The organism is Pectinatus sottacetonis, assembly GCF_015732155.1.
GTDB lineage: Bacteria > Bacillota > Negativicutes > Selenomonadales > Selenomonadaceae > Pectinatus > Pectinatus sottacetonis.
Window position 1 is genome coordinate 240,032 of record NZ_WIQK01000001.1, and the last position, 22,779, is coordinate 262,810.

Genomic DNA, 22,779 nt, shown 5'->3' on the forward strand with positions numbered 1-22,779 from the left:
ATTTTTTTAAGAATTTTCTAACGAATGAAGTGCTTTGGATTTGGAATCAGTTCCCGGACGCATAAGCAAAAATATTATCAAGGCTGTGAATACCAGGGCAACTATCTGTCCTGTTCCAAATATAGCACCATAAAACAAATACATTCCCAATTGATAGCAAATAAATGCCAATATATAGCCTACGACAATCTGGTAACCAACTGCTGCCGCCGCCCATTTTTTGCTGTTCATTTCCCGAGCAATAGTTGCAATAGCTACTATGCAAGGCGGATCAAACAGATTAAGTATCATATAAGAAAATGCTGCCATAGGTGTGAACATGGATCGTATTCCTTGCATAACCAGCATATCATTTTGGGGATCTGATACATTGCTCAATATCGCTAGTGTGCCAATAGCTTGTTCTTTTGCCATTTCAGCACTTATAACAGCTACTGCTCCCTTCCAATCACCAAACCCAAGCGGAGCAAAAATCCATCCAACAAGGCTGCCGATACCAGCCAGCATACTCGTTTCTATATTATCAACCATTCCCAACATCCAATTGAATTTAGACAAGAACCAGATCACCATACATGCCGTAAAAATAATGGTACCAGCTTTAATAATAAAATATTTAGCACGTTCCCACATGTGAATTAGCACACCTTTTACTGATGGAACATGATAAGCAGGAAGTTCCATTACAAACGGTGCTGGATCCCCGCCAAAATAACTTGTCTTTTTCAGTATGATTCCTGAACCGACGATAATGGCAATTCCCAGGAAATACATTGCAGGAGCGATAAGGACTGTATCAGGGAAAAAGGTAGCTGTTATCATGCCAATAATTACAGTTTTAGCTGTACAGGGAATAAATGTACTCAGCATGATTGTCATACGCCTGTCTTTTTCATCTTCAATCGTACGGGCTGCCATAATAGCCGGAACACCACATCCAGTACCTATCAAAACAGGAATAAATGATTTTCCCGATAAACCAAACCTGCGGAAAATACGATCCATGATAAAAGCGACACGTGCCATATACCCTGAATCCTCCAATATGGACAGGAATAGGAAAATAAGCACAATCTGCGGAACGAATCCCAGTACCGTACCGACACCACCGATAATACCATCGATTATCAGACTGGAAAGCCATGCCGGTGCAGCTATAGAATTCAGCCCGGCAGTTGCTGCGTTTGTAACAATATCACCAAAAAACGTATCATTAACCCAATCAGTGGCAGCAGCACCAACAGTAGTAATAGAAATATAATACATTAATGTCATAACAACAGCAAAAATAGGCAGTGCTAAAATTCTGTTTGTGACAATTCGGTCAATTTTATCTGAAACAGTAAGGCTGCCCTGAGGTGCTTTTCTTTGTACGGCTGTATCCACAACTTTTGCAATATATGCATAGCGCTGATTTACGATAATGCTTTCAGCATCATCATCTAATTCCTTTTCACAATCAGTAATATGCAATTCCAAATGTTCCAGTAGTTCTGGTTTTAAATTTAAGGCTTTCCTGACTTTTTCGTCACGTTCAAAAACTTTGATTGCATACCAGCGCAGACTGTTCTTATAAACATAATTTGCAATAGATTCTTCAATATGTGCCAACGCATGTTCTACACTACCCGTATATACATGCGGCAGCTCCATATGATCAGTTTTTCCAGCCAGAGCAATTGCTTTTTCCGTAAGTTCCGGACAGCCTTCTTTTTTCAAGGCGCTAATAGTCACGACTTCACAGTTAAGTGCTTCACTAAGCCTGCCAATATCAATTTTATCGCCCTTTTTCCTTACAACATCAACCATATTTATTGCTACTATTACGGGTATTCCCAGCTCAATAAGCTGTGTTGTAAGATATAAATTTCTTTCTATATTAGTCCCGTCAACAATATTAATAATAACATCCGGGCGCTGTTTTACTAAATAATTTCTCGTAACAGTTTCTTCTAAACTATATGGAGATAAGGAATAAATACCTGGAAGATCCTGAATTATAACATCACGATGATTCTTTAATATACCATCTTTCTTTTCTACTGTAACCCCCGGCCAGTTTCCGACATATTCGGTTCCGCCAGTCAAAGTATTAAATAAAGTAGTTTTTCCGCAGTTGGGATTGCCGGCAAGGGCAATAGTAATTCCCATGATATGCATCTTCCTCCTCTGTATTTACGATAATGCCTATTCTACCTGAATAGTATCTGCTTCTGTTTTGCGTACTGAAAGTTCATAACCGCGCACATTGAGTTCAACTGGATCTCCCAGAGGAGCTACCTTACGTATATATATGGACGTTCCTTTAGTTATTCCCATATCCATAATTCTTCTTTTAGTAGGTCCTTTGCCTTCTAATTTAACAACTTTTACAGTTTCGCCTACTTTTGCATCACTAAGACATTTCATATATTAGCCTCCCTATTCATACCATAATATGTCCAGCCATTTTTCTGTCTAAAGCAATACGGCTGTCCTTTACCTGTAATATAAGGTTTCCCCCTATAGAATTCATTACAGTTACTTTACTATCAACTGTGAGTCCCAGTTCAGCTAAATGTTGCCTTACATTATCACGTCCTGTTATTTTGCGGATAATTACAGGTTTGCCCCGATCTACCATTAGTAGTGGCATGGTCTGCTCCTTTTTTGTAAAATTTTCACACTCGTCACATGATGTTCTATTAAGCTGTAAACTTTCTTCTCTAACAGCAATCGCCATCATCATCACCTCTGTGTTTTATTATTGATATTTATTATCATTACATTAATATAATACCGATAATGATAATGATTGTCAATAACATTTCAACAAAAAACTGTATTTTTTTTTCTAAATACAGTTTTTTTATCTCTTACTATATTTATTTTTATTGCCGCAGCAGCATGAGTTTCCAACTTCTTAATTTGTATACCGCTCCAAAAAAGTTACCGATGTATTAATATCTTTTTTTTCTTTCAGACCTACTGGCAAAGTGCATGCCATATTCTTTTTATCAAACAATATTACCTGAATTTCACATAAAACTTTAAGACAATATATAATATTTTCTTCACTAATATTATATATTTCTTCATTCAAATAAGTACTAATCATTTTTTGCTCATTAAAAAACCATTTTCCGCCATTTTCGTTTATCTTTTTTTTAAGAAAAAGATAAACTGCTGCTATCATATCATGGGACGGATATTTTTTCCCAGCTGCACTTATTTTTATATCCTTTATTTTTAATTGTATGTATTCTCTATCATTCCATACGTTAATTTCCGGCTGAAACACTAAGTCAACTTTTTTTGTTTCTATAATGTCCGCATATTCTCCTATATTCCAGCCAAGAGCAGTATACTGTTTATTCTGCGCCGTGAAATTAAATTTTAAATGCTGTTTCGTTTTTCCTATCTTTTTTACATTATAAGGCTGTATTCCACCACATAAAAAGCTGGGAGCCGGATTTCCCATGCCAAAAGGTTCTAATAAAGATAAATCTGCTATCATTTTTTTATTAATTAATTCCGGCTGCACTACCTGAGCGATCTCCACAATTGGCTGCATATCATCATTTGTTAATATCATTTCTGCGTAATGGGTAAAAGTTCTGCGAAATTCATTTATGTTTTCTTCTTTAAGCGACAATCCGGCAGCCATTGCATGGCCGCCGAAAGCTGCTAAGCAGTCACTGCATTTTTCTAAGGCCTCACAAATATTAAATTCCTTTATGCTTCTGCATGATCCCTTTCCCATACCATCTTCATCCAGGCTTATCACAACTGTCGGTCGGTAATATGCATCAACTATACGTGACGCTGCTATACCGATTATTCCCTGGTGCCAATTTCTGGCTGCTACAACTATTGCTGCTTCATTTTGGTATTTATTTTTTTCTATTATTTTTACCGCTTCTTTAAAAGCAGTTTCAACAAGCTCTTGCCGTATTTTGTTTTCCTTGTCAAGCTCAAGTGCCAATTTATATGCTTCATCTGCATCTTCACTCAGTAACAGTTCCACTCCCATACTCGCATGTTTGAGCCTTCCTGCTGCATTAAGCCTGGGACCTAATACAAATCCAATATGTCCGGCTGTTATTTTATCCCTGGACAAATTGCATACTTCAATTAATTTTAATATTCCCATATTAGTTATGGATGCCAAGCCCATTTTTACAATTTTCCTGTTCTCCCCGATAAGCGGTACAATATCTGCGACTGTTCCCAAAGCAGCAACATCAAGATACTGTTCAAATGGTTCCTTTTTTATCGACTGCCATAATGCCTGACAAAGTTTAAAAGCTACTCCGACACCAGCCAAATTTTTATCTGGATAATCACTATCAGCTCTTTGGGGATCAATAACAGCTACTGCTTCTGGCAATGTTTCACCTGGTAAATGATGGTCTGTAACAATTACATCCATATAATCTCCCGCATATCTCAATTCATCTATTGATCTTATGCCACAATCCACTGTTATAAGCAGATTGGTTTTCCCAATGAATTTATCTACAGCTTCCTTATGCACTCCATATCCTTCTGTCTGCCGGTCTGGCAGATAATATGCTGCATCTGCTCCTAACTTTTTTAGCGTCTTATATAGTAATGTAGTAGCCGTTATTCCATCAACATCATAATCACCAAATATCGTTATATGTTCTTTTTTATAAATGGCAGCTATTATACGAGCCACAGCTGCCCGCATGTTAGGTAAAAGCAAAGGATCATAAAATTTCTGCTGTTCTGTATGTAGAAAAATCTCTGCTTCTTCCTGTGTTAAATTTTTATTCAACAGAATTGCTGCTATAATAGGTGATATATTCAACACTTTAGCAAATTCACCACAACTTTGTTGATTATTACTTACAATATGCCATCTTTTAACCATTTAATCAATTAATCTCCTCAAGCACAATATTATCAGGAAAATCTCTCACTATTCTGCTGATTTTATTTATATCTTTGTAGTATAACTATTATAACATATTAATTTATACCATAAATATTTTACATGAACAAAACTATATGATAAAATACAAACTACGTATTAGAATAATATGGTTCGATGCATTCTATTATTCTTGTTTAATTCATTAGCAGAGAATAACAGCGAAGAAAATCTTCGCTTTATTAATATGTTTTTGAAAAATTTTATTTTCAATTTTTAGATATTATAATATAACGTCAATTCTGCTTTTCAATATCAGCAGGTTGGAGGAAAAGTCATCCATGACACAAAAAAATGTTCTTATTATTACGGCATCTATTGGATCAGGGCATAATAAAGCTGCAGCGGCTGTAAGCAACGAATTAAAAGCGAAATATCCCGAAATAAATGTCAATATCGTTGATTTTATGTCACCAGAAACAGCATATTTAAACGATTTGTTAAAGGAAATATACTTGAAGATGCTTGATTTTGTCCCAACATTGTATAAATTTCTTTATAATTTTACAGCCGGACGTTTAAAAGGTTCTTCTGTACAAGTGCTGCTGGCTCATTTTATGAAACGCAATATGACATCTATTGTAAAAAAATATCAACCAGACATTATTATTTGTACCCATCCTTTTCCTTGTGCAGCTGCTTCTTATTTAAAGGAAAAACAAAAAATAAATACCCGATTGTTTACAATAATTACGGACTTTTGTCTGCACCAAATCTGGATATATAAAAATGTCGATATGTATTTCGTTGCCCATGAAAAAATGCGGGAAGAACTTAATGAACGTGGTATAAACAATGACCATATTGCCGTTACTGGTATTCCGATTAATAAATGTTTTAGTGAAGTCTATGATAAAAAAGCTTTGCTTAAAAAATTTGAACTAAAAAATAATATGCCTATCATCCTTATAATGGGGGGTGGTCTAGGATTAGGCGGCGTTAAATATGCCTTGGAAGCTTTAGAAACTTTAACAATGCCAATTCAAATTCTCGTAGTAGCCGGAGCTAATGTTTCTTTATGGTCAGAAGTAAACAATTACCTTATCCACTCACGTCATTTAATAAGGGTGTGGGGCTATTCCCACACTATAAATGAACTTATGTCTGTTTCTTCTCTGCTTATAAGTAAACCAGGCGCCTTAACTATTAGTGAAGCTATGGCTATGGAACTGCCAATGATACTGCATGCCCCTATTCCTGGACCGGAAGCCCAAAATGCGGCATATTTATCTGATAACGGTGCTGCAATATCAATCCAAAAACCGGAATATCTCAGTGAAACTGTCAAAAACCTTTTAACGGATAAAGAACGCTTGATGTGGATGAAGAAAAAAGCCCAATGTATAAAAAAACCTCATGCCGCAGCAGATATTGTAAATATAATCAGCAATAGTTTTATGTAAAAGTGAATTATTTTATTAAAATCTACTAAAATTATTTTTTAATATGCATTTATTTCTCTTTTCCTGCTATAATTATAGTAGTATATATATTTGGTATACTTTAACTAACAGGGTATAACTTCCTTGCCTAAATGATATTACAAGTGACCGATGAATGGTAAAGCCAGGTCTAGACTAACTTACACTTATAATATTAGTTATATCAACTAAACTGCCACTTCAGATACATAGATATTAAGTGGTAGAAATATATTATGGTAATCTATTTTATAATTGTATTATTGTATATTGGGAAGTGACTATTATGAAAAAACGTCATTTTAATTTTTTTATTCTTATTTTTGCAGCTGTTATTGGTTATTTTTCATATATTGCCATAAAACAGCAAATCTATATAAATAATATTTCTTCTGAACAGTCTATGATACAACAACAGTTAGATACTGTTTTGGCTGAAAATCGTAAACTTTCTGCTGAAAAAAAGTCATTACAGGATCCGAAATATATCGAAAAAATTGCCCGCAATGAACTGGGTATGACAAAAAAGGGGGAAATTCCATATATAGCATCTAGCAAGAAATAGGTATATTTATCTTTTATTATCTTGACACTATTAATATTCTAAGGTTATAATACCATTAAAATGGCTTTATTTTAAGGAGGATTCAGTAATTTTATGTCAATTGAAGTTGGCAGTATACTTGAAGGTACAGTAACGGGAATAACGAATTTTGGTGCATTTATCGAATTGCCCGGAGGTAAAGTAGGTCTGGTTCATATATCGGAAGTTGCCGATGTATATGTTAAGGACGTAAAAGATTTTCTTAAAGAACGCGATAAAGTAAAAGTTAAAGTTTTAACAATAGACGGCAATAAAATTGGACTTTCTATAAAGCAACTTCAAGAAAAAAAACCTCCCCAGGCCATTACACCAAAAAATAATGCTGTTGCTCCTAAATTTGTTCCACGGAAATCATTTACTAATGACCGTCGCAGACAAAACAATCCAGGACCTGCTTCTTTTGAAGATAAGCTTTCCAAGTTTTTAAAAGACAGTGACGAAAAACTAACGGACTTGCGGAAAAAAACTGATTCAAAGCGTGGCGGCCGCGGTTCACGCCATTATGAATAATTTATAATTTTCCAAAAGCACTCTATGAAAAGGGTGCTTTTTGTATGTATCTATATATTAGAGGTAAATATGTTAAAACAGATAGTTGCTTTTTGCCAAAAACATAGACTTTTTTCTTATAATGATCATATTCTTTTAGCATGTTCAGGCGGTCCTGACTCTTTGTGCATGGTTCATATATTTATAAGACTGGCAGCTGCTTATAATCTAACAGTATCTGTTGCTCATGTTGAACATGGCATACGCGGCCGGGCATCTGTTCAGGATGCTGCATTTGTTAAGGATTTCTGTCAAAAAAATAATCTTCCATTTTATTTGAAAAAAGTTAATGCTATTTCTTATGCAGAGAAAAATAAGCTTTCTGTTGAAGCTGCGGCCCGTATTTTGCGTTATTCATTTTTACAACAAACAGCAACAGTACTGCACTGTACATCGATAGCAATAGCTCATCACCGCGGAGACCAGGCTGAAACAATTTTGATGCATATGATACGGGGAGCCGGCACCAAAGGACTTTCCGGTATAAATCCCCGCACAAATAATATCATACGTCCTTTACTCAATTGTACCCGCAGCCAGATTAAATCATATTGTAGTCAATATAATTTAGTTTTTCGGACAGATACTACAAATTATGATACTAACTATACACGTAACAGTATTCGTTTGAAACTACTTCCTTTTTTACATAAATATAATCCTAATATAGAAGAAACATTATGCCGAACTGCTTCCCTCATTGCGGAAGAAAATGACTTTATTACAACTTATGCTGACGATGTTTATAAATCTATTGTTATAAAAAAAAATAATAGATTACTCCTGCCATTGCCTGAATTTACCAAACAGCATATAGCTATAAAGCGCCAGACGCTGCGTGCAGCCATAAGTGATTTATGCAATAATACAATTGATATAGAAAATATTCATATTGACAACATATTATCCCTAGCTGCAAAAGCTAAAACTGGTTCCTCCTTAAATCTGCCCCATAACATAATTGTTATTATCGAATATAATAATTTAGTCTTGACAATTGCGGAAAAATCTTCTCAGAAAATGGAAATAGAACCTATATCCATAAATACTGCTGGGACAACAACTCTACCTTTTCTACTGGGCAGTATATCGGCTATAACAGTTAATTCATATGAAGGGCAAAAAGACCGTCGGCTTTGCTATATAGATACTGATAAAATATGTGGCAAACTCATTATACGGTCACGAAAAAATGGCGATTTTTTTTATCCTAAAGGCCTAAATGGTCGTAAAAAAATCAAAAATTTATTGATTGATAATAAAATACCCCGTGAACAACGCAGCAAAATTCCTCTTCTATGTGATCAAAAGGGCATTATATGGGTAGTCGGTATCCAACAGGATCAACGCTATTTTCCTCAATCTAGTAGCACTAACATTATTCAGCTAACTCTTAACACCCAAAACAGCAAATGAATTAAACGAAAGGCGGTTCCTTATGCACAGCGATTTAGAAAAAATTTTATTTACCGAAAAGCAAATATCAATACGTGTCAAAGAATTAGGAAAACAAATCACAAAAGACTATGCTGGCAAAGAAATAGTAACAGTTGGAATTTTAAAAGGTGCAATTGTATTTTTCTCTGATTTGATACGTGAAATCAAAATTCCCGTAAAATTCGATTTTATGGCAGCTTCCAGTTATGGTGCCAGCACGAAGACAAGTGGAACTGTAAGAATATTAAAGGATATTGATACAGATATAGAGAATAAACATGTAATAATTGTTGAAGATATTATTGATTCCGGTCTTACTTTAAAATATTTAAAAGAAAATTTTGAACATAGAAAGGCTGCCAGTGTAAAATTATGTGCCATGCTTAATAAACCTGATGGTAGAAGAACGGATATAAAAGGAGACTATATTGGCTTTGATGTTCCAGATGAATTCATCGTCGGATATGGTCTGGATTATGCCAGCAAATATCGTAATCTGCCATACATTGGTGTCTTGAAAAAAGAAATCTATTCCTGAGTTCAGATTTCTGGCAATTGAGAAATTCAGGAATTAATGATATAATGTTGTTTCGTAAGCTTTATATATAATAAGCTACATTAAGGAGGATTAAATATTGAATAAGTTTCTGCGAAATGCCGGTTTTTATGTACTAATTATATTAATAGCAGTTTCGTTAATAGATTATTTTCATACTACTTCGACCAAAAAGCCAGAAATTAATTATACGCAATTTCTGCAGCAAGTAAATGAAAAAAGAGTTTCGAGAATTACTATTGTTGAGAATACCATAAGCGGCACATTAACTGATGGAACAAAGTTTACTACTATTGCTCCTACTTATCCCAACAGCGATAATTTGTTATTGGAAAAATTACAGGCAAATGGTGTAGAAATAAAAGCTGAAAATCCACCCGATCCACCATGGTGGACAACAATCTTTACGTCTATTTTACCTATTCTTCTGCTTATCGGTGTATGGTTTTTTATCATGCAGCAGACACAGGGCGGCGGCAATCGTGTAATGTCCTTTGGTAAAAGCCGGGCCAAAATGAACAGTAATAAAGTAAAGGTTACTTTCAACGATGTTGCAGGCGCAGATGAGGCAAAGCAGGATCTGGAAGAAGTTGTTGAATTTTTGAAACATCCTAAAAAATTCAATGATCTGGGAGCACGTATTCCAAAGGGTGTACTATTATTTGGCCCTCCAGGTACAGGTAAAACTTTACTGGCAAAAGCTGTAGCCGGTGAAGCAGGTGTTCCTTTCTTTACTATAAGTGGTTCTGACTTCGTGGAAATGTTTGTGGGCGTTGGTGCTTCGCGTGTACGTGATTTATTTGACCAGGCAAAAAAGAATGCCCCATGCATAGTATTTATTGATGAAATTGATGCTGTCGGCCGTCAGCGTGGTGCTGGTCTTGGCGGTGGACACGACGAACGTGAACAAACATTAAACCAGCTTTTGGTTGAAATGGATGGATTTGCTGCTAATGAAGGTATCATTATAATAGCTGCCACTAATCGTCCTGATATTCTTGACCCGGCGCTTTTGCGTCCAGGTCGTTTTGACCGGCAAATAGTAGTTGACCGCCCAGATATAAAGGGCCGTACAGCTATATTAGAAGTACATGCAAGAAATAAACCTATAGACAAAAATGTAGATTTAGGTATTCTTGCCCGACAAACACCCGGTTTTACCGGAGCGGATTTAAGCAACCTGATAAATGAAGGAGCTTTGTTATCAGCCCGACGCAATAAGAAAACCATTGGCATGAATGAACTTGAAGAATCCATAGAACGTGTTATGGTTGGACCTGAAAGGAAATCTAAAGTGATAAGTGATGAAGACAAACGCCTTACGGCCTATCACGAAGGCGGACATGCATTAGCTGGACTATTGCTGCCAAAGGCGGACCCGGTGCATAAGGTAACTATTATTCCTCGTGGCCGTGCCGGCGGGTATACATTAAGTCTTCCTAAAGAAGATCGTTCCTATCATACACGCAGTGAACTTATGGATCAATTAAAAGTTACATTAGGCGGGCGCGTGGCTGAAGAAGTAATCTTGAAAGAAATCAGTACAGGCGCACAAAATGATATTAAACAAGCTTCCCGTATTGTTCGTGACATGATTATGCAATATGGCATGAGTGATGTTCTTGGTCCTATATCATTTGGTGAGGGCAATGATCATCAAGTCTTTTTAGGACGTGATTTTAATAATCAACGCAATTATAGTGAAGAAATTGCTTGTGAAATTGATAAGGAAGTACGCCATTACATTGAAGAAGCCTACGAAGAATGTCGCACTCTTATCGTAGAAAATATAGATAAGCTTCATTTACTCGCAGCAAAACTTATTGAACATGAAACATTATCAGCTGAACAATTAAAAGAACTTATGGAAACCGGCAGACTTCGTGAAGATGATGATAATAATGATTCTAACAGTCATGGAGCAGATACTTTTACACCTGAATCACCAAAAGAAACTACTACTTCGGATAAGTCTAATGAATCAAAAGATACTACTATCAACAATAAGCCTAAATTTGATTATAATCTTACAGTAAATAATAAATAAAAGTTATGACCCTGCTGATAAAATAACAGCAGGGTCATTTTTCTAGTGTGCCCGGCATGGGCGCAGTCTAACGGGTGAAAGTCCCGAGTGCAGGTTAATAGTGCCAAGCACATAGCTTAAGGCAAGGGTGTCCATCGCGAGGTGGAATCTAAAGGAAGCCAGCGGCAAATCTCTGGTCTGACGAACAGAAATCACATATAAGGCAGGAGTAACCGGGTAAGGTTGCTAGACAAACCAAAGCCCAAAACTATTCGAGGCCAATCCTGTAAATGTGGCAGATGGATGGAGAGAAAGACTGCGTTCTTACCCGGGGAGGTCTCGCGGACATGCAGAAATAAAATTGAAACATGGTTGAAATAAGATTTATCGTGAGAAGTCAGCTGAGGTCATAGTACTGGAAGAAATCCAGGAAGGACCGAACAATAATAGCGTTCTTGGGCAGAGGGAGGAGAAGTCATGCAAAGAAAGCAGAAAACCAATAAAATGGACTGCCCTTGTAAGGGTATGTTGGAAACAGATAGTAGCAAGGGAGCGCAGAGCATGACATCGCTGGGAACTGCAACAAAGAACCGTGTGAACCTGTTAGAAATAATCCTAAGTCCGGCAAATCTCAATGAAGCCTATCTCAGGGTAAAGCGAAAGAAAGGCGCAGCCGGAGTAGATGGCATGAAAGTTGACGAAATGTACGGATGGTTAAAAGAACATAAGGAAGAATTCCTTGAATCGCTAAAGAACGGGAAATATAAACCACAGCCGGTACGGCGGGTAGAAATACCTAAGCCAGACGGAGGGAAAAGAAAGCTTGGCATACCAACAGTACTGGACAGAGTAATACAACAAGCAATAATGCAGGTACTACAGCCAATTTTCGAACAGACATTCTCAGACAACAGTTATGGATTCAGACCGGGAAAGAGTGCGCACCTGGCCATAAAACAGGCGGAAGCCTATTATAAAGAAGGATACACTAAAATAGTGGACCTTGACCTTGCACAGTACTTTGACACGGTAAATCATGACATGCTCATAAACATGCTCCGAGAAGAAATACAGGATGAGCGCGCAATAGCACTCATCCGAAAATATTTAAAGAGCGGAGTAATGGAAGGCGGAATAATAAGCCCGACAATGGCAGGAACGCCGCAGGGAGGAAACCTGTCACCATTACTGTCTAACATCTATCTTACAAAATTTGACAAACTGCTAGAAAGCAGGGGACATAAATTTGTAAGATACGCCGATGACTGTAACATCTATGTAAAAACGCCAAGAGCGGCAAAACGTGTAATGGAGAGCTGTATAAACTATCTTGAAGGAAAACTGAAACTAAAAGTCAACCGGAAGAAAAGTAAAATAGGCAGCCCATTGCGGGAAAAGTTTTTAGGATTTTCTCTGCACAAAGTAGTAGGGAAAATAGGAATCAGGCCACACCAAAATGTAATCCGGAAATTCAAGCAAAAGGTGAAAGAAATAACCGGCCGCAGTCGCGGCCGGTCAATAGAAAGCATCTTGCTTGAATTAAAAAATTATACAATAGGCTGGCTTAATTACTTTTCCATAAGCGATATGCGCAGCAGAATACAAGATTTAAACCAGTGGATTAGGCGTAGATTGAGAATGTATCTGTGGAAACAGTGGAAGAAAATTTCCGCGAGATTTAAAAATCTGAATCGATTAGGATTGTACAAAGGCAAGGCGTGGGAGTATGCCAATACAAGACTGGGGTACTGGCGCATCGCAAACAGTCCAATATTAGGCAAAACACTAACAGATAAATATCTTGAGTCGCTTGGTTATATGAATATAGCCAAGAAATATGAGATGTTTCATTCACGTTAAATTATTGAACCGCCGTATACTGAACAGTAAGTACGGTGGTGTGAGAGGTCGGTCATTCAATTAATGAGTGACCTCCTACTCGATTTTATCTATTAATATTTTAATATACCATTCGCATTGTGCTAATGGTACAAAAAATATAACGAATGTTACATCAATTCAAGTCTTATGATTTTTCTCCTATGTTGATATGCCTGTCAATACATTGTGTTATATCTTATACTGTCGAGAACCAATTCTTTTAAAGTGCTTCTTGTTTCAATATAACTTTATACTTATACGAAAAAAGACTAACCCCGTGAATACGTTGGTTAGTCTTTTTCTACGGCAATTCAATACAACATAAGATGTGGAAAAATTCTCGCTTATATTATAATATTATTAACCTTTAAAAAACTTTTCTGCGATTGTATTATTAAGGTTATACAAAAGTACATCTTCATCACTAGCGTTTGCACGACCAAGAGCTGCCAGTTTCTTAATAGTACGTTTTTTGAAAAATTCTTCTGCAACCTGTGGGAACAATGCATAAGACAAAACATCTTCTTCACTGGCATTAGGATAACCTTTTTCAGCAAGTTCTTTTTTGAACTTTTCCATGCCTGGTTCAAGATGATCTGCAGGGCGATCAGTAATCATATCTTCTTTCTTGATACCAATCTTTTTCAGCAATTCTTCGCTTACAGGAGCTGGTGTACGACCAAATTTACCTCTGATAAGATCTTTAAATTCTTTTGGAACCATTTTATAACGTTCTCCAGTCATAACATTCATCGTTGCCATAGTGCCAACAATTTGACTGGACGGAGTAACAAGCGGCGGATATCCGGCATCAGCACGCACACGTGGCATTTCATCAAGCAAATCCTGATATTTATCTTCCATGCCTTGTTCTTTAAGCTGATTTACAAGATTTGAAAGCATACCACCTGGAATCTGGAAATCAAGAACATTCGGGTTAACATCAAAATAGCCTTTAAGACCAAATTCTTTTATTATGTCTTTCTTAACTCCAAGGAAATATTTAGCAATAGGAGTCATAGCCTTACGATCAAGACCTGTATCATATTCGGTATCTTCTAAAGTAGCAACCATTGTTTCTGTACAAGGCTGTGAAGTATCCATTGAGAATGGTGACAATGCACAGTCAACAACATCTACACCAGCTTCAATTGCTTTTAAATAAGTCATGCAACCAAAACCGCTTGTACAATGTGTATGCAGCTGGATCGGCAACTTAGTGGCAGCTTTGAGTTCTTTTACCAGTTCAGTAGCTGTAAATGGTTTTAAGAGACCTGACATATCTTTAATACAGATAGAGTCTACACCCATTTTATCAAGTTCCTTAGCCAGCTTAGCAAATTCTTTAGTTGTATGCGGTCCGCCAATTGTATAAACAAGGCAGCCTTGTACTTCTACAGAATGTTCAACTTCATCTTTTGCCTTTTTAGCTGCATCAATAGCTGTTTTAAGATTGCGTGTATCATTCAGCGCATCAAAAATACGAAATACACCAATACCATGCTGAGCTGCTTTTTTTACAAAAGCACGAACAACATCATCGGGATAATGATTATAACCTAAAATATTCTGACCGCGCAGCAACATTTGAATAGGAGTTTTCAAATGTGCTTTTAGAGTATCAAGACGTTCCCATGGATCTTCATCAAGAAAACGCAGACAGCTGTCAAAAGTTGCCCCGCCCCATGCTTCAAGAGATTTATAGCCAATTGCATCAAGTGCTTCCAACTGGGGGAGCATCTGTGAAAGCCTCATCCTTGTAGCTAAAAGAGATTGATGACCATCACGTAGTACTGTTTCAGTAATCTTAACCTTTGCCATAATTAATAAAACAACTCCTTTTATGATATGCATTGAAAACCTCCCACACAAGTGTGGGATTCCTAATTCATTGAGATCACATTGTCTTTGTTTTAACAAAGTTTGTCTGGTTCTCTCCATAGGCGTAACATTCCGTAGTTTCTACGGTAGATATTTTGTAGCGATTGTCCCTTACCTAAAAACAACTGAACAATACCGCCGTATCATAAAAATTTGACATATTCCCTAAGGATTCTGAGATATTAATGAGCTATACCCTCTAAATAGCAGGTTTTACAAGCTCTCTCTGCAATGGACAATGCCCTGCCCATATATTTAGTTTATGCGAAAAGATACAATCATTTACCCGCTATTACCATGCTAAAGGCAACAGTTTTATGGGTAATTTAGTAATGCTACATTTTTATCTATCCGCAAAAATATCGCTACTATAACCCTATGCATTTTCATGAACCAATATAATTATAGTATAAATTTTATTATTTGTATTGTCAATTGGTTAACAATATTTTTTAACAATATTTATTGTTATAATAAATATTGTTTATTATTTTCCTTTAAAAGATAACTTAAACCAATATTCATGGTTTATTTTTCAAAGCAGAACGAATTATGGCTTCAGCAACATCTTTTATTGTCCGACGTTTAGCCATGCTATACTGCTGAATACGACGATAAGCTTCTGATTCATTCAAATTATATGCATCCATCAAAATTCCCTTTGCCCTGTCTAATATTTTTCGCATTTCCAATGAATTTTTGACATCACTTAATTCTAATTCCAGTGTTTGAATTTCTTTAAATCGAGTCAAAGCAATTTCTATAGCAGGAAATAAATTATCTTCCCGCACTGGTTTTACAAGATATGCCAATACACCTGAATGTTTTGCTTTTTCCACAATATCAGACTGGCTAAAGGCTGTCAATAAAAGGACCGGCGCTATTTTTTCATCACCTATTATTTTAGCTGCAGTTATGCCGTCCATTTCTGGCATTTTTATGTCCATAATAACCAAGTCAGGCTGACACTTTCGGGTCAGATCAACAGCCTTTTTACCATTAACTGCCTCTCCTACCACTTCATGGCCTGCCTCTTCCAGAATTTCTTTAAGATCCATTCTTATAATTGATTCATTATCAGCTATAATTATTTTCAATTTATCCATAAATTTTTATTCACCTCTAATATTACGTGGAATAGTTATTCTGGCATGTGTCCCTTTATTATTATACAATTCAAATCTACCATTCATATCATCTTCTATTAATGTTTTTACTATCTGCAATCCCAATGATTTAGATTTTTTTGTTTCAAATCCTTTGGGCAGGCCTGATCCATCATCATATAACTCAATAATATAATCTGCTTCTGTATGAATAATATTAAGGCCTATCAGCCCTTCATCCTTGTTTACAAAAGCATGTTCCAGAGAATTTAAGATCAGCTCATTTACAATAAGTGCCAGATTGCTAGCCTGTTGTGATGGTAATATTACTGTTCCTCCCGAAAATTCTGTAGTCAGCTTGAAACCAGGCCGCAGCATATTCTGGGCAATAAGATTCAATATATTACGTGTCACCTTGGTGACATCTATCATTTCTTCCTGTTGCTGTGACAGAAATTCATGTACAACTGAAATGCTTAAAATTCTATTGACACTTTCTCTTAAAGCATCTTTTACTTCCTGAGACTGGCTTCTTCTGGCCTGCAAGCGCAGCAGACTGGCAATTGTTTGAAGATTATTTTTTACCCGATGATGTATTTCCTGTATAACTGCAGATTTTATCAATATTTCCTTATCTTTTTTCCTGACTTCAGTAACATCAGACACTATAACTATACGACACAATAAACTTCCCCCTTGCTTTATAGGGATATCTCTTCTTACTATTGTTATACTGTCTGAAGTAAGTTCTTTTTCATAAGGTTTATTACTAGAAATTGTTTCTTTTATTATCCGGCTTGACAGTTGATGGTCAAATAAATGATACCCGATAAGATTTATAACGCCGAGTATATTATAAATACGTATAGCTGCTGCATTAGCAAAAACTATCCGGTTATTCTTATCCGCAATTATAATACCATCGCTGGCTGCAAGTGGCCTAAACATATAACTGTCCAATTCCCTATGCGAATAGGAAAGCAAAGAACAGGCTGTACGGTATAAATAAGAATATCCATCTATTTTTGTAACAGAAGGTTCCATTTCAAAGCTTACGACTGCAGCAACACCTAATGAATCCAAAATTGGTTCTGTATGCATTTCAATAAATTTCCCCCAACTCCATTCCCGCCTGCCGCTCATACTCCTACCTGTACTCATTGTATACTTTATCAAGGGTTCTTCCTGACTTTTTCGCATCACCCCAGTTCTGTTGCGATGAAAAGGAGTATATGCTGTATGTGGCTTGACATAGTCTACTATTAAAAATTTATCTTTTTCTTTTGCCGGCACATATAAGCCTATATTAGCCATTATTAAATCTGCTATAAATGGCAGTGTCGTACTTATCCGCTGCAGAAGGTTTATACGCATTGCTGTGAGATTCGTATTACTACGGCATAGATCTAATATATTATTCTCCATATTGCCCCCAACTCCACAAAATTATCCTATTTCCACAAAACAAAGTGCATTCACCTGCTGTACACCATTATTATTAGTTTAAATCCAATAATGAAATTAATTTACACTAATATAAACATTCCATTATCAGCATATATCATTATCAGATAACTTTTATTATATATATTAAGTATTAATTTAATTTATTTTACATATTATAACAAAAACATTCCACTTATAGCAAATAAAAAAAGAGGAAACACTGCGTTTCCCCCTGTACAACAAAACATATTATATAATTCTGCGAGCTCCTATATAGTGAGCACTCCAATATCCGCTGCCCAATCTGTCAATCGTTACACCACGGCTAGTGGACGCATCAATAAATTTACCCTCACCCATATATATACCTACATGAGATGCACCATAAGCATATGTGGAGAAAAATACTAAATCGCCAGCAATTAAGTCATCATACGATACCGGTGACCCCATTTCATACTGTGCATCAGCAGTGCGCGGCAAGGAAATACCGGCATTAGCAAATACATAACGAGTAAATCCAGAGCAGTCAAAACCATTCGGCGTGGTTCCGCCAAATACATACGGAACTCCTATGTACTGAAGTGAAGTCTGAATTATCCGGCGTGCATAATAATTCGAGCCACGACTTACTTCCGGCATAGTTCTTCCCATTAATGCCTGATAAGTTTGAGGGCCTACCAATCCATCTGCAGGTAATCCTGCCGAAATTTGAAATTCCCTTACTGCTTCTTTCGTAGCTGGACCAAAATCACCATCCGCTACAACATCATAACCTAAATTTGCAAGTTCCCCTTGAATCTCTGCTACCTGATTTCCCTGATCACCTGTACGGAAAGCATCCGCACTGGCAACGGAAAACCAGCACATAAACAGCATAGATAATGCTACTAAGCGTATTATCTTACTCAAAAGGTCACTCCTCTCTTTTTTTTTATTACCTACGAGGTTAGCTGTCGGATTAGGGACAGAAGAAGAAACCGGCCCTTGTAAAAAACAACATTCACCCCTAAATTGGTTCCCCCGTTCCTGAGTTGGATTCGGTTTTTAATTTACTCATGCTCTATATTTTACTAGGAAAAAGAAGAAAAATCAAGCTGAATTTTCAAATTTATTAATTTATCTGATTATTTAATTTTATTATAAAAATTAATTATGCTGTACTAAGCTATATCCAATATCATCGAAAAATATTTTCTTCCATAATTTTAATTTTAGAAAATTTCATAAATTAGCTGCTTTATTTATTTTAAACATAAGTAGGAATATCCTTGACATTCCTACAATGATAACATGAATTTTGTTTGAATTTAAAATAATTTTGTGTTATTATATCAATCATAGTTTAAAAAATGAAATGCTTTGACGAAGACAAAAGAAATAATAGAACGCTCCAGCGAGCCGATGATAGTGTGAGATCGGTGCCAGTATATATTTTTTTAAATCACTTCTGAGCTGTCGGCTGAATCAACTGCACTTATGGTTTTAGTAAGCTGGATCGGTTCCCACCGTTAAATGGGTTGCATATGTTAGTATGTGAAATAGGTGGTCAATGACAAGCTAAGCTTTCATCCTGTTTTGGATGAGGGCTTTTTTATTTCCACAAAACTGCAGGTAATTTTTAATTGGGGGACTAATTATGTACGAAAAGGTAGAAACCAGTTTAAATTTTGTACAACGTGAAAAAAATATTGAAAAATTTTGGAATGATAATAAAATTTTCCAAAAAAGCATCGATCAGCGTGATACATCTGATATATTTACATTTTATGACGGCCCGCCTACAGCAAATGGCAAACCCCATATCGGACATGTCCTGACACGTGTAATCAAGGATATGATACCCCGTTTTCAGGCAATGAAGGGACATAAAACTATACGTAAAGCTGGCTGGGATACGCATGGTCTGCCCGTAGAACTAGAAGTAGAAAAGGCCCTCGGTCTTGATGGTAAAGACCAAATAGAAAAATATGGTATTGAACCTTTTGTAGAAAAATGCAAGGAAAGTGTCTGGAAATATAAAGGTATGTGGGAACAGTTTTCCCGCACTGTAGGCTACTGGGCAGATATGGATAACCCATATGTAACTTATGACAATAAATACATAGAATCTGTGTGGTGGGCACTGAAAACGATCTGGGAAAAGGGATTGCTATATGAAGGCCATAAAATCGTACCCTACTGCCCGCGCTGTGGCACACCATTGTCTTCCCATGAAGTAGCACAAGGCTATAAGGATGTAAAAGAACGTTCTGCCATCGTCCGTTTTAAAGTCAAAGGAGAAAATGCCTATTTTCTTGCTTGGACTACAACTCCCTGGACACTGCCTTCGAACCTGGCTTTATGTGTTAATCCTAGTGTTTCTTATGTAAAGGTAAAGCATGACGAATATACATATTATATGGCGGAGCCATTAGTAACAAAAGTCTTAGGCGAAGATGCTGTCATTTTAGATCATTTTACTGGTAAAGATCTGGAATACAGGGAATATGAACCTCTATATCCCTATGCTGTCGGTAAAGTAACAAAAAAATGTTTTTATGTTACTTGTGATGATTATGTTACAACTGAAGATGGTACCGGCATAGTTCATATGGCTCCTGCTTTTGGTGAAGATGACTCCCGTGTATGCCACAAATATGGTATTGATTTTGTCCAGTTTGTTGATTCTAAAGGCTGCTTAACAGCAGATACTGACTGGCCTGGAGTTTTTGTAAAAAAAGCCGATCCTCTTATTTTAAAGGATCTCAAAGAAAAAGGGCTTTTATTTGATGCCCCTGTCTTTGAACATAGTTACCCCCACTGCTGGCGCTGTGACACCCCGCTTATTTATTACGCCCGTGAATCGTGGTTTATTAAAATGACTGCTGTGCGTGACAAATTAATAAAAAATAACAATATGGTCAACTGGATTCCCCCAACAATCGGCAAGGGACGTTTCGGCGACTGGATAGAACATGTCCAGGACTGGGGTATCAGCCGTAATCGTTATTGGGGTACACCGCTTAATATCTGGGAATGTGAATGTGGACATCAGCATTCTATAGGCTCTATCGAAGAATTAAAACAAATGTCTGACAATTGTCCTGATGATATTGAATTGCACCGCCCGTTTCTTGACAGTGTTACTATAAAATGCCCTCACTGTGGTAAACAGATGCATCGTGTACCAGAAGTTATCGACTGCTGGTTTGATTCTGGTGCTATGCCATTTGCCCAATGGCATTATCCTTTTGAAAACAAGGCTATATTTGAAAAAACTTTTCCCGCTGATTTTATATCAGAGGCAGTAGATCAAACACGCGGCTGGTTCTATTCTCTAATCGCAATTTCTACGTTGTTATTTGATAAACCTGCTTATAAAAATGTAATCGTTCTTGGCCATGTGCAAGATAAAAATGGCCAAAAAATGAGTAAATCAAAGGGAAATGCTGTAGAACCAATGGAAGCATTACAAAAACATGGAGCAGATGCTATCCGCTGGTATTTTTATGAAAATAGTGCTCCCTGGCTGCCTAACCGTTTCCACGATGACGCTGTCCAGGAAGGTCAGCGTAAATTTTTAGGAACATTGTGGAATACATATGCTTTCTTCATTTTGTATGCCAATATTGATAAATTCAATCCGGCTGACTATACATTGGAATATAAAAAGCTTTCCGTCATGGACAAATGGCTCTTGTCAAGACTAAACAGCCTTATTAAAATCGTTGATGATGATTTATCTGCTTATCGCGTAACAGAAACAGCTAAGGCATTACAGAAATTTGTTGATGAGCTTTCTAACTGGTATGTACGCCGCAGTCGCGAACGCTTTTGGGGCAAAGATATGACTCAGGATAAAATAAATGCCTACATGACACTTTATACGGCATTGGCTACATTTATTAAGCTCGCTGCACCTATGATTCCTTTTATCACGGATACTATTTACCAAAATCTGGTAAGAAATTCTTATCCTGATGCCAAGGAAAGTGTCCATCTATGTGATTTTCCTGCTGCTAAGGAAGAATATATCGATAAAGAACTGGAAACAAACATGGAATTGGTATTAGAAATAGTATCTCTGGGACGAGCCGCACGCAATACAGCTAATATCAAAAATCGTCAGCCTATTGGACAGATGTTTGTAAAAGCACCTTTTGTATTAAATGATTTTTATAAAGCTATTGTTGCTGATGAACTTAACATAAAAAATGTTGATTTCCAGGATGATATGGAACAATATCTATCATATAGCTTTAAACCCCAGTTTAAAATTTTAGGACCAAAAGCCGGCCGAAAAATAAATGAAATAAAAAAAGTCCTTGGCAGCCTCAATGGACATGCTGCTAAAGATGAACTTGATAAAAATGGCACCTTAAAGATAACACTGTCTTCCGGTGATTTTACTCTGGCACGTGAAGATGTGGAAATATCAGTAACTCAAACTGAAGGTTTTGCTACAGAAAGTTACAATAACGTGACTGTAGCCTTACAGACAACACTTTCTGCTGAACTTATCGAGGAAGGATTTGTTCGAGAAATAATCAGTAAAATTCAAACTATGCGTAAAGAAAATGGTTTTGAAGTAACCGACCGCATAACAGTCTATGTTAATGGTAATAATAAACTCGCTGATATAGCAGCTAACAATAAGACTGAAATAGGTAAAATCGTTCTTGCCAATTCTATAAAAATAAATGAAATCGATGGTTTTACTAAAGAATGGAATATAAATGGTGAAAGAGTCACTCTTGGAATAAAATAACTATCTTCATGTGAATAAACTGTCGTGGTAAAAAATTTACTACGACAGTTTTATTTTTTATTTATAATATTACAGATTTTACAAAATCCTGCCATAAATAAATTTTCATTTTGCAATAGTTTTTTATTATTTATTATAAATTACTTGAAAAAAGTCAAAAAGTCAAATATAATATAATAAAAGTAT

The 22,779-nt window shown here is 36.4% G+C and carries 16 protein-coding genes and 1 riboswitch; of the genes, 8 read left to right on the forward strand and 8 right to left on the reverse strand.

Features of this window, described 5'->3' with window-relative positions:
• Positions 1 to 6: 6 nt before the first annotated feature.
• The 4 genes from feoB to recJ form a co-directional block, all read right to left on the reverse strand.
• Positions 7 to 2,151 carry a ferrous iron transport protein B gene (gene feoB / locus I6760_RS01040; protein ID WP_196592679.1) on the reverse strand — a complete coding sequence of 715 codons (2,145 nt, stop codon included), beginning with the start codon at positions 2,149 to 2,151 and terminating at the stop codon, positions 7 to 9.
• 36 nt (positions 2,152 to 2,187) lie between these two features.
• A complete protein-coding gene (locus I6760_RS01045; RefSeq protein ID WP_196592680.1) occupies positions 2,188 to 2,409 on the reverse strand; it encodes a FeoA family protein in 222 nt (73 codons plus the stop codon).
• 16 nt (positions 2,410 to 2,425) lie between these two features.
• Entirely contained in the window at positions 2,426 to 2,728 is a 303-nt protein-coding gene (locus I6760_RS01050) for a FeoA family protein (protein ID WP_231036278.1), read from the reverse strand.
• A 174-nt stretch (positions 2,729 to 2,902) separates the two neighbouring features.
• Complete coding sequence (gene recJ, locus I6760_RS01055; RefSeq protein ID WP_196592681.1) at positions 2,903 to 4,876, reverse strand: single-stranded-DNA-specific exonuclease RecJ; 1,974 nt, start codon at positions 4,874 to 4,876, stop codon at positions 2,903 to 2,905.
• Positions 4,877 to 5,217: 341 nt separating this feature from the next.
• On the opposite strand from recJ, the gene I6760_RS01060 reads away from it, so the two are divergent.
• The 7 genes from I6760_RS01060 to ltrA all read left to right on the forward strand — a co-directional run bounded on the left by I6760_RS01060 (position 5,218) and on the right by ltrA (position 13,389).
• Entirely contained in the window at positions 5,218 to 6,339 is a 1,122-nt protein-coding gene (locus I6760_RS01060) for an MGDG synthase family glycosyltransferase (protein WP_196592682.1), read from the forward strand.
• Between the two features lie 304 nt (positions 6,340 to 6,643).
• Positions 6,644 to 6,922 (forward strand): FtsB family cell division protein, encoded by a 279-nt coding sequence (locus I6760_RS01065; RefSeq protein ID WP_196592683.1) that lies wholly within the window; start codon positions 6,644 to 6,646, stop codon positions 6,920 to 6,922.
• 93 nt (positions 6,923 to 7,015) lie between these two features.
• A complete protein-coding gene (locus I6760_RS01070; protein ID WP_196592684.1) occupies positions 7,016 to 7,471 on the forward strand; it encodes a S1 RNA-binding domain-containing protein in 456 nt (151 codons plus the stop codon).
• A gap of 69 nt (positions 7,472 to 7,540) precedes the next feature.
• Positions 7,541 to 8,926 carry a tRNA lysidine(34) synthetase TilS gene (tilS, locus tag I6760_RS01075; RefSeq protein WP_196592689.1) on the forward strand — a complete coding sequence of 462 codons (1,386 nt, stop codon included), beginning with the start codon at positions 7,541 to 7,543 and terminating at the stop codon, positions 8,924 to 8,926.
• A gap of 22 nt (positions 8,927 to 8,948) precedes the next feature.
• Positions 8,949 to 9,485 carry a hypoxanthine phosphoribosyltransferase gene (hpt, locus tag I6760_RS01080; protein ID WP_196592691.1) on the forward strand — a complete coding sequence of 179 codons (537 nt, stop codon included), beginning with the start codon at positions 8,949 to 8,951 and terminating at the stop codon, positions 9,483 to 9,485.
• 97 nt (positions 9,486 to 9,582) lie between these two features.
• Positions 9,583 to 11,550 carry an ATP-dependent zinc metalloprotease FtsH gene (ftsH, locus tag I6760_RS01085; protein WP_196592693.1) on the forward strand — a complete coding sequence of 656 codons (1,968 nt, stop codon included), beginning with the start codon at positions 9,583 to 9,585 and terminating at the stop codon, positions 11,548 to 11,550.
• A 456-nt stretch (positions 11,551 to 12,006) separates the two neighbouring features.
• The gene (gene ltrA, locus I6760_RS01090) at positions 12,007 to 13,389 is read left to right on the forward strand and encodes a group II intron reverse transcriptase/maturase (RefSeq protein WP_231036020.1); all 1,383 of its coding nucleotides are present in this window, start codon (positions 12,007 to 12,009) and stop codon (positions 13,387 to 13,389) included.
• Positions 13,390 to 13,770: 381 nt separating this feature from the next.
• On the opposite strand, the gene I6760_RS01095 is transcribed toward ltrA, so the two are convergent.
• The 4 genes from I6760_RS01095 to I6760_RS01110 all read right to left on the reverse strand — a co-directional run bounded on the left by I6760_RS01095 (position 13,771) and on the right by I6760_RS01110 (position 18,722).
• Complete coding sequence (locus tag I6760_RS01095) at positions 13,771 to 15,231, reverse strand: pyruvate carboxylase subunit B (RefSeq protein ID WP_196594706.1); 1,461 nt, start codon at positions 15,229 to 15,231, stop codon at positions 13,771 to 13,773.
• A 581-nt stretch (positions 15,232 to 15,812) separates the two neighbouring features.
• On the reverse strand, positions 15,813 to 16,397 hold the full coding sequence (locus I6760_RS01100; protein WP_196592694.1) for an ANTAR domain-containing response regulator: 585 nt from the start codon (positions 16,395 to 16,397) through the stop codon (positions 15,813 to 15,815).
• 6 nt (positions 16,398 to 16,403) lie between these two features.
• Positions 16,404 to 17,822, reverse strand: coding sequence for a sensor histidine kinase (locus I6760_RS01105; protein ID WP_196592696.1), 1,419 nt, complete (start codon positions 17,820 to 17,822; stop codon positions 16,404 to 16,406).
• Positions 17,823 to 18,092: 270 nt separating this feature from the next.
• Entirely contained in the window at positions 18,093 to 18,722 is a 630-nt protein-coding gene (locus I6760_RS01110; RefSeq protein ID WP_407947304.1) for a C40 family peptidase, read from the reverse strand.
• Between the two features lie 44 nt (positions 18,723 to 18,766).
• A riboswitch (cyclic di-AMP (ydaO/yuaA leader) is annotated at positions 18,767 to 18,899 on the reverse strand.
• Between the two features lie 583 nt (positions 18,900 to 19,482).
• On the opposite strand from I6760_RS01110, the gene ileS reads away from it, so the two are divergent.
• On the forward strand, positions 19,483 to 22,593 hold the full coding sequence (gene ileS, locus I6760_RS01115) for an isoleucine--tRNA ligase (protein ID WP_196592698.1): 3,111 nt from the start codon (positions 19,483 to 19,485) through the stop codon (positions 22,591 to 22,593).
• The last annotated feature ends 186 nt before the right edge of the window (positions 22,594 to 22,779 follow it).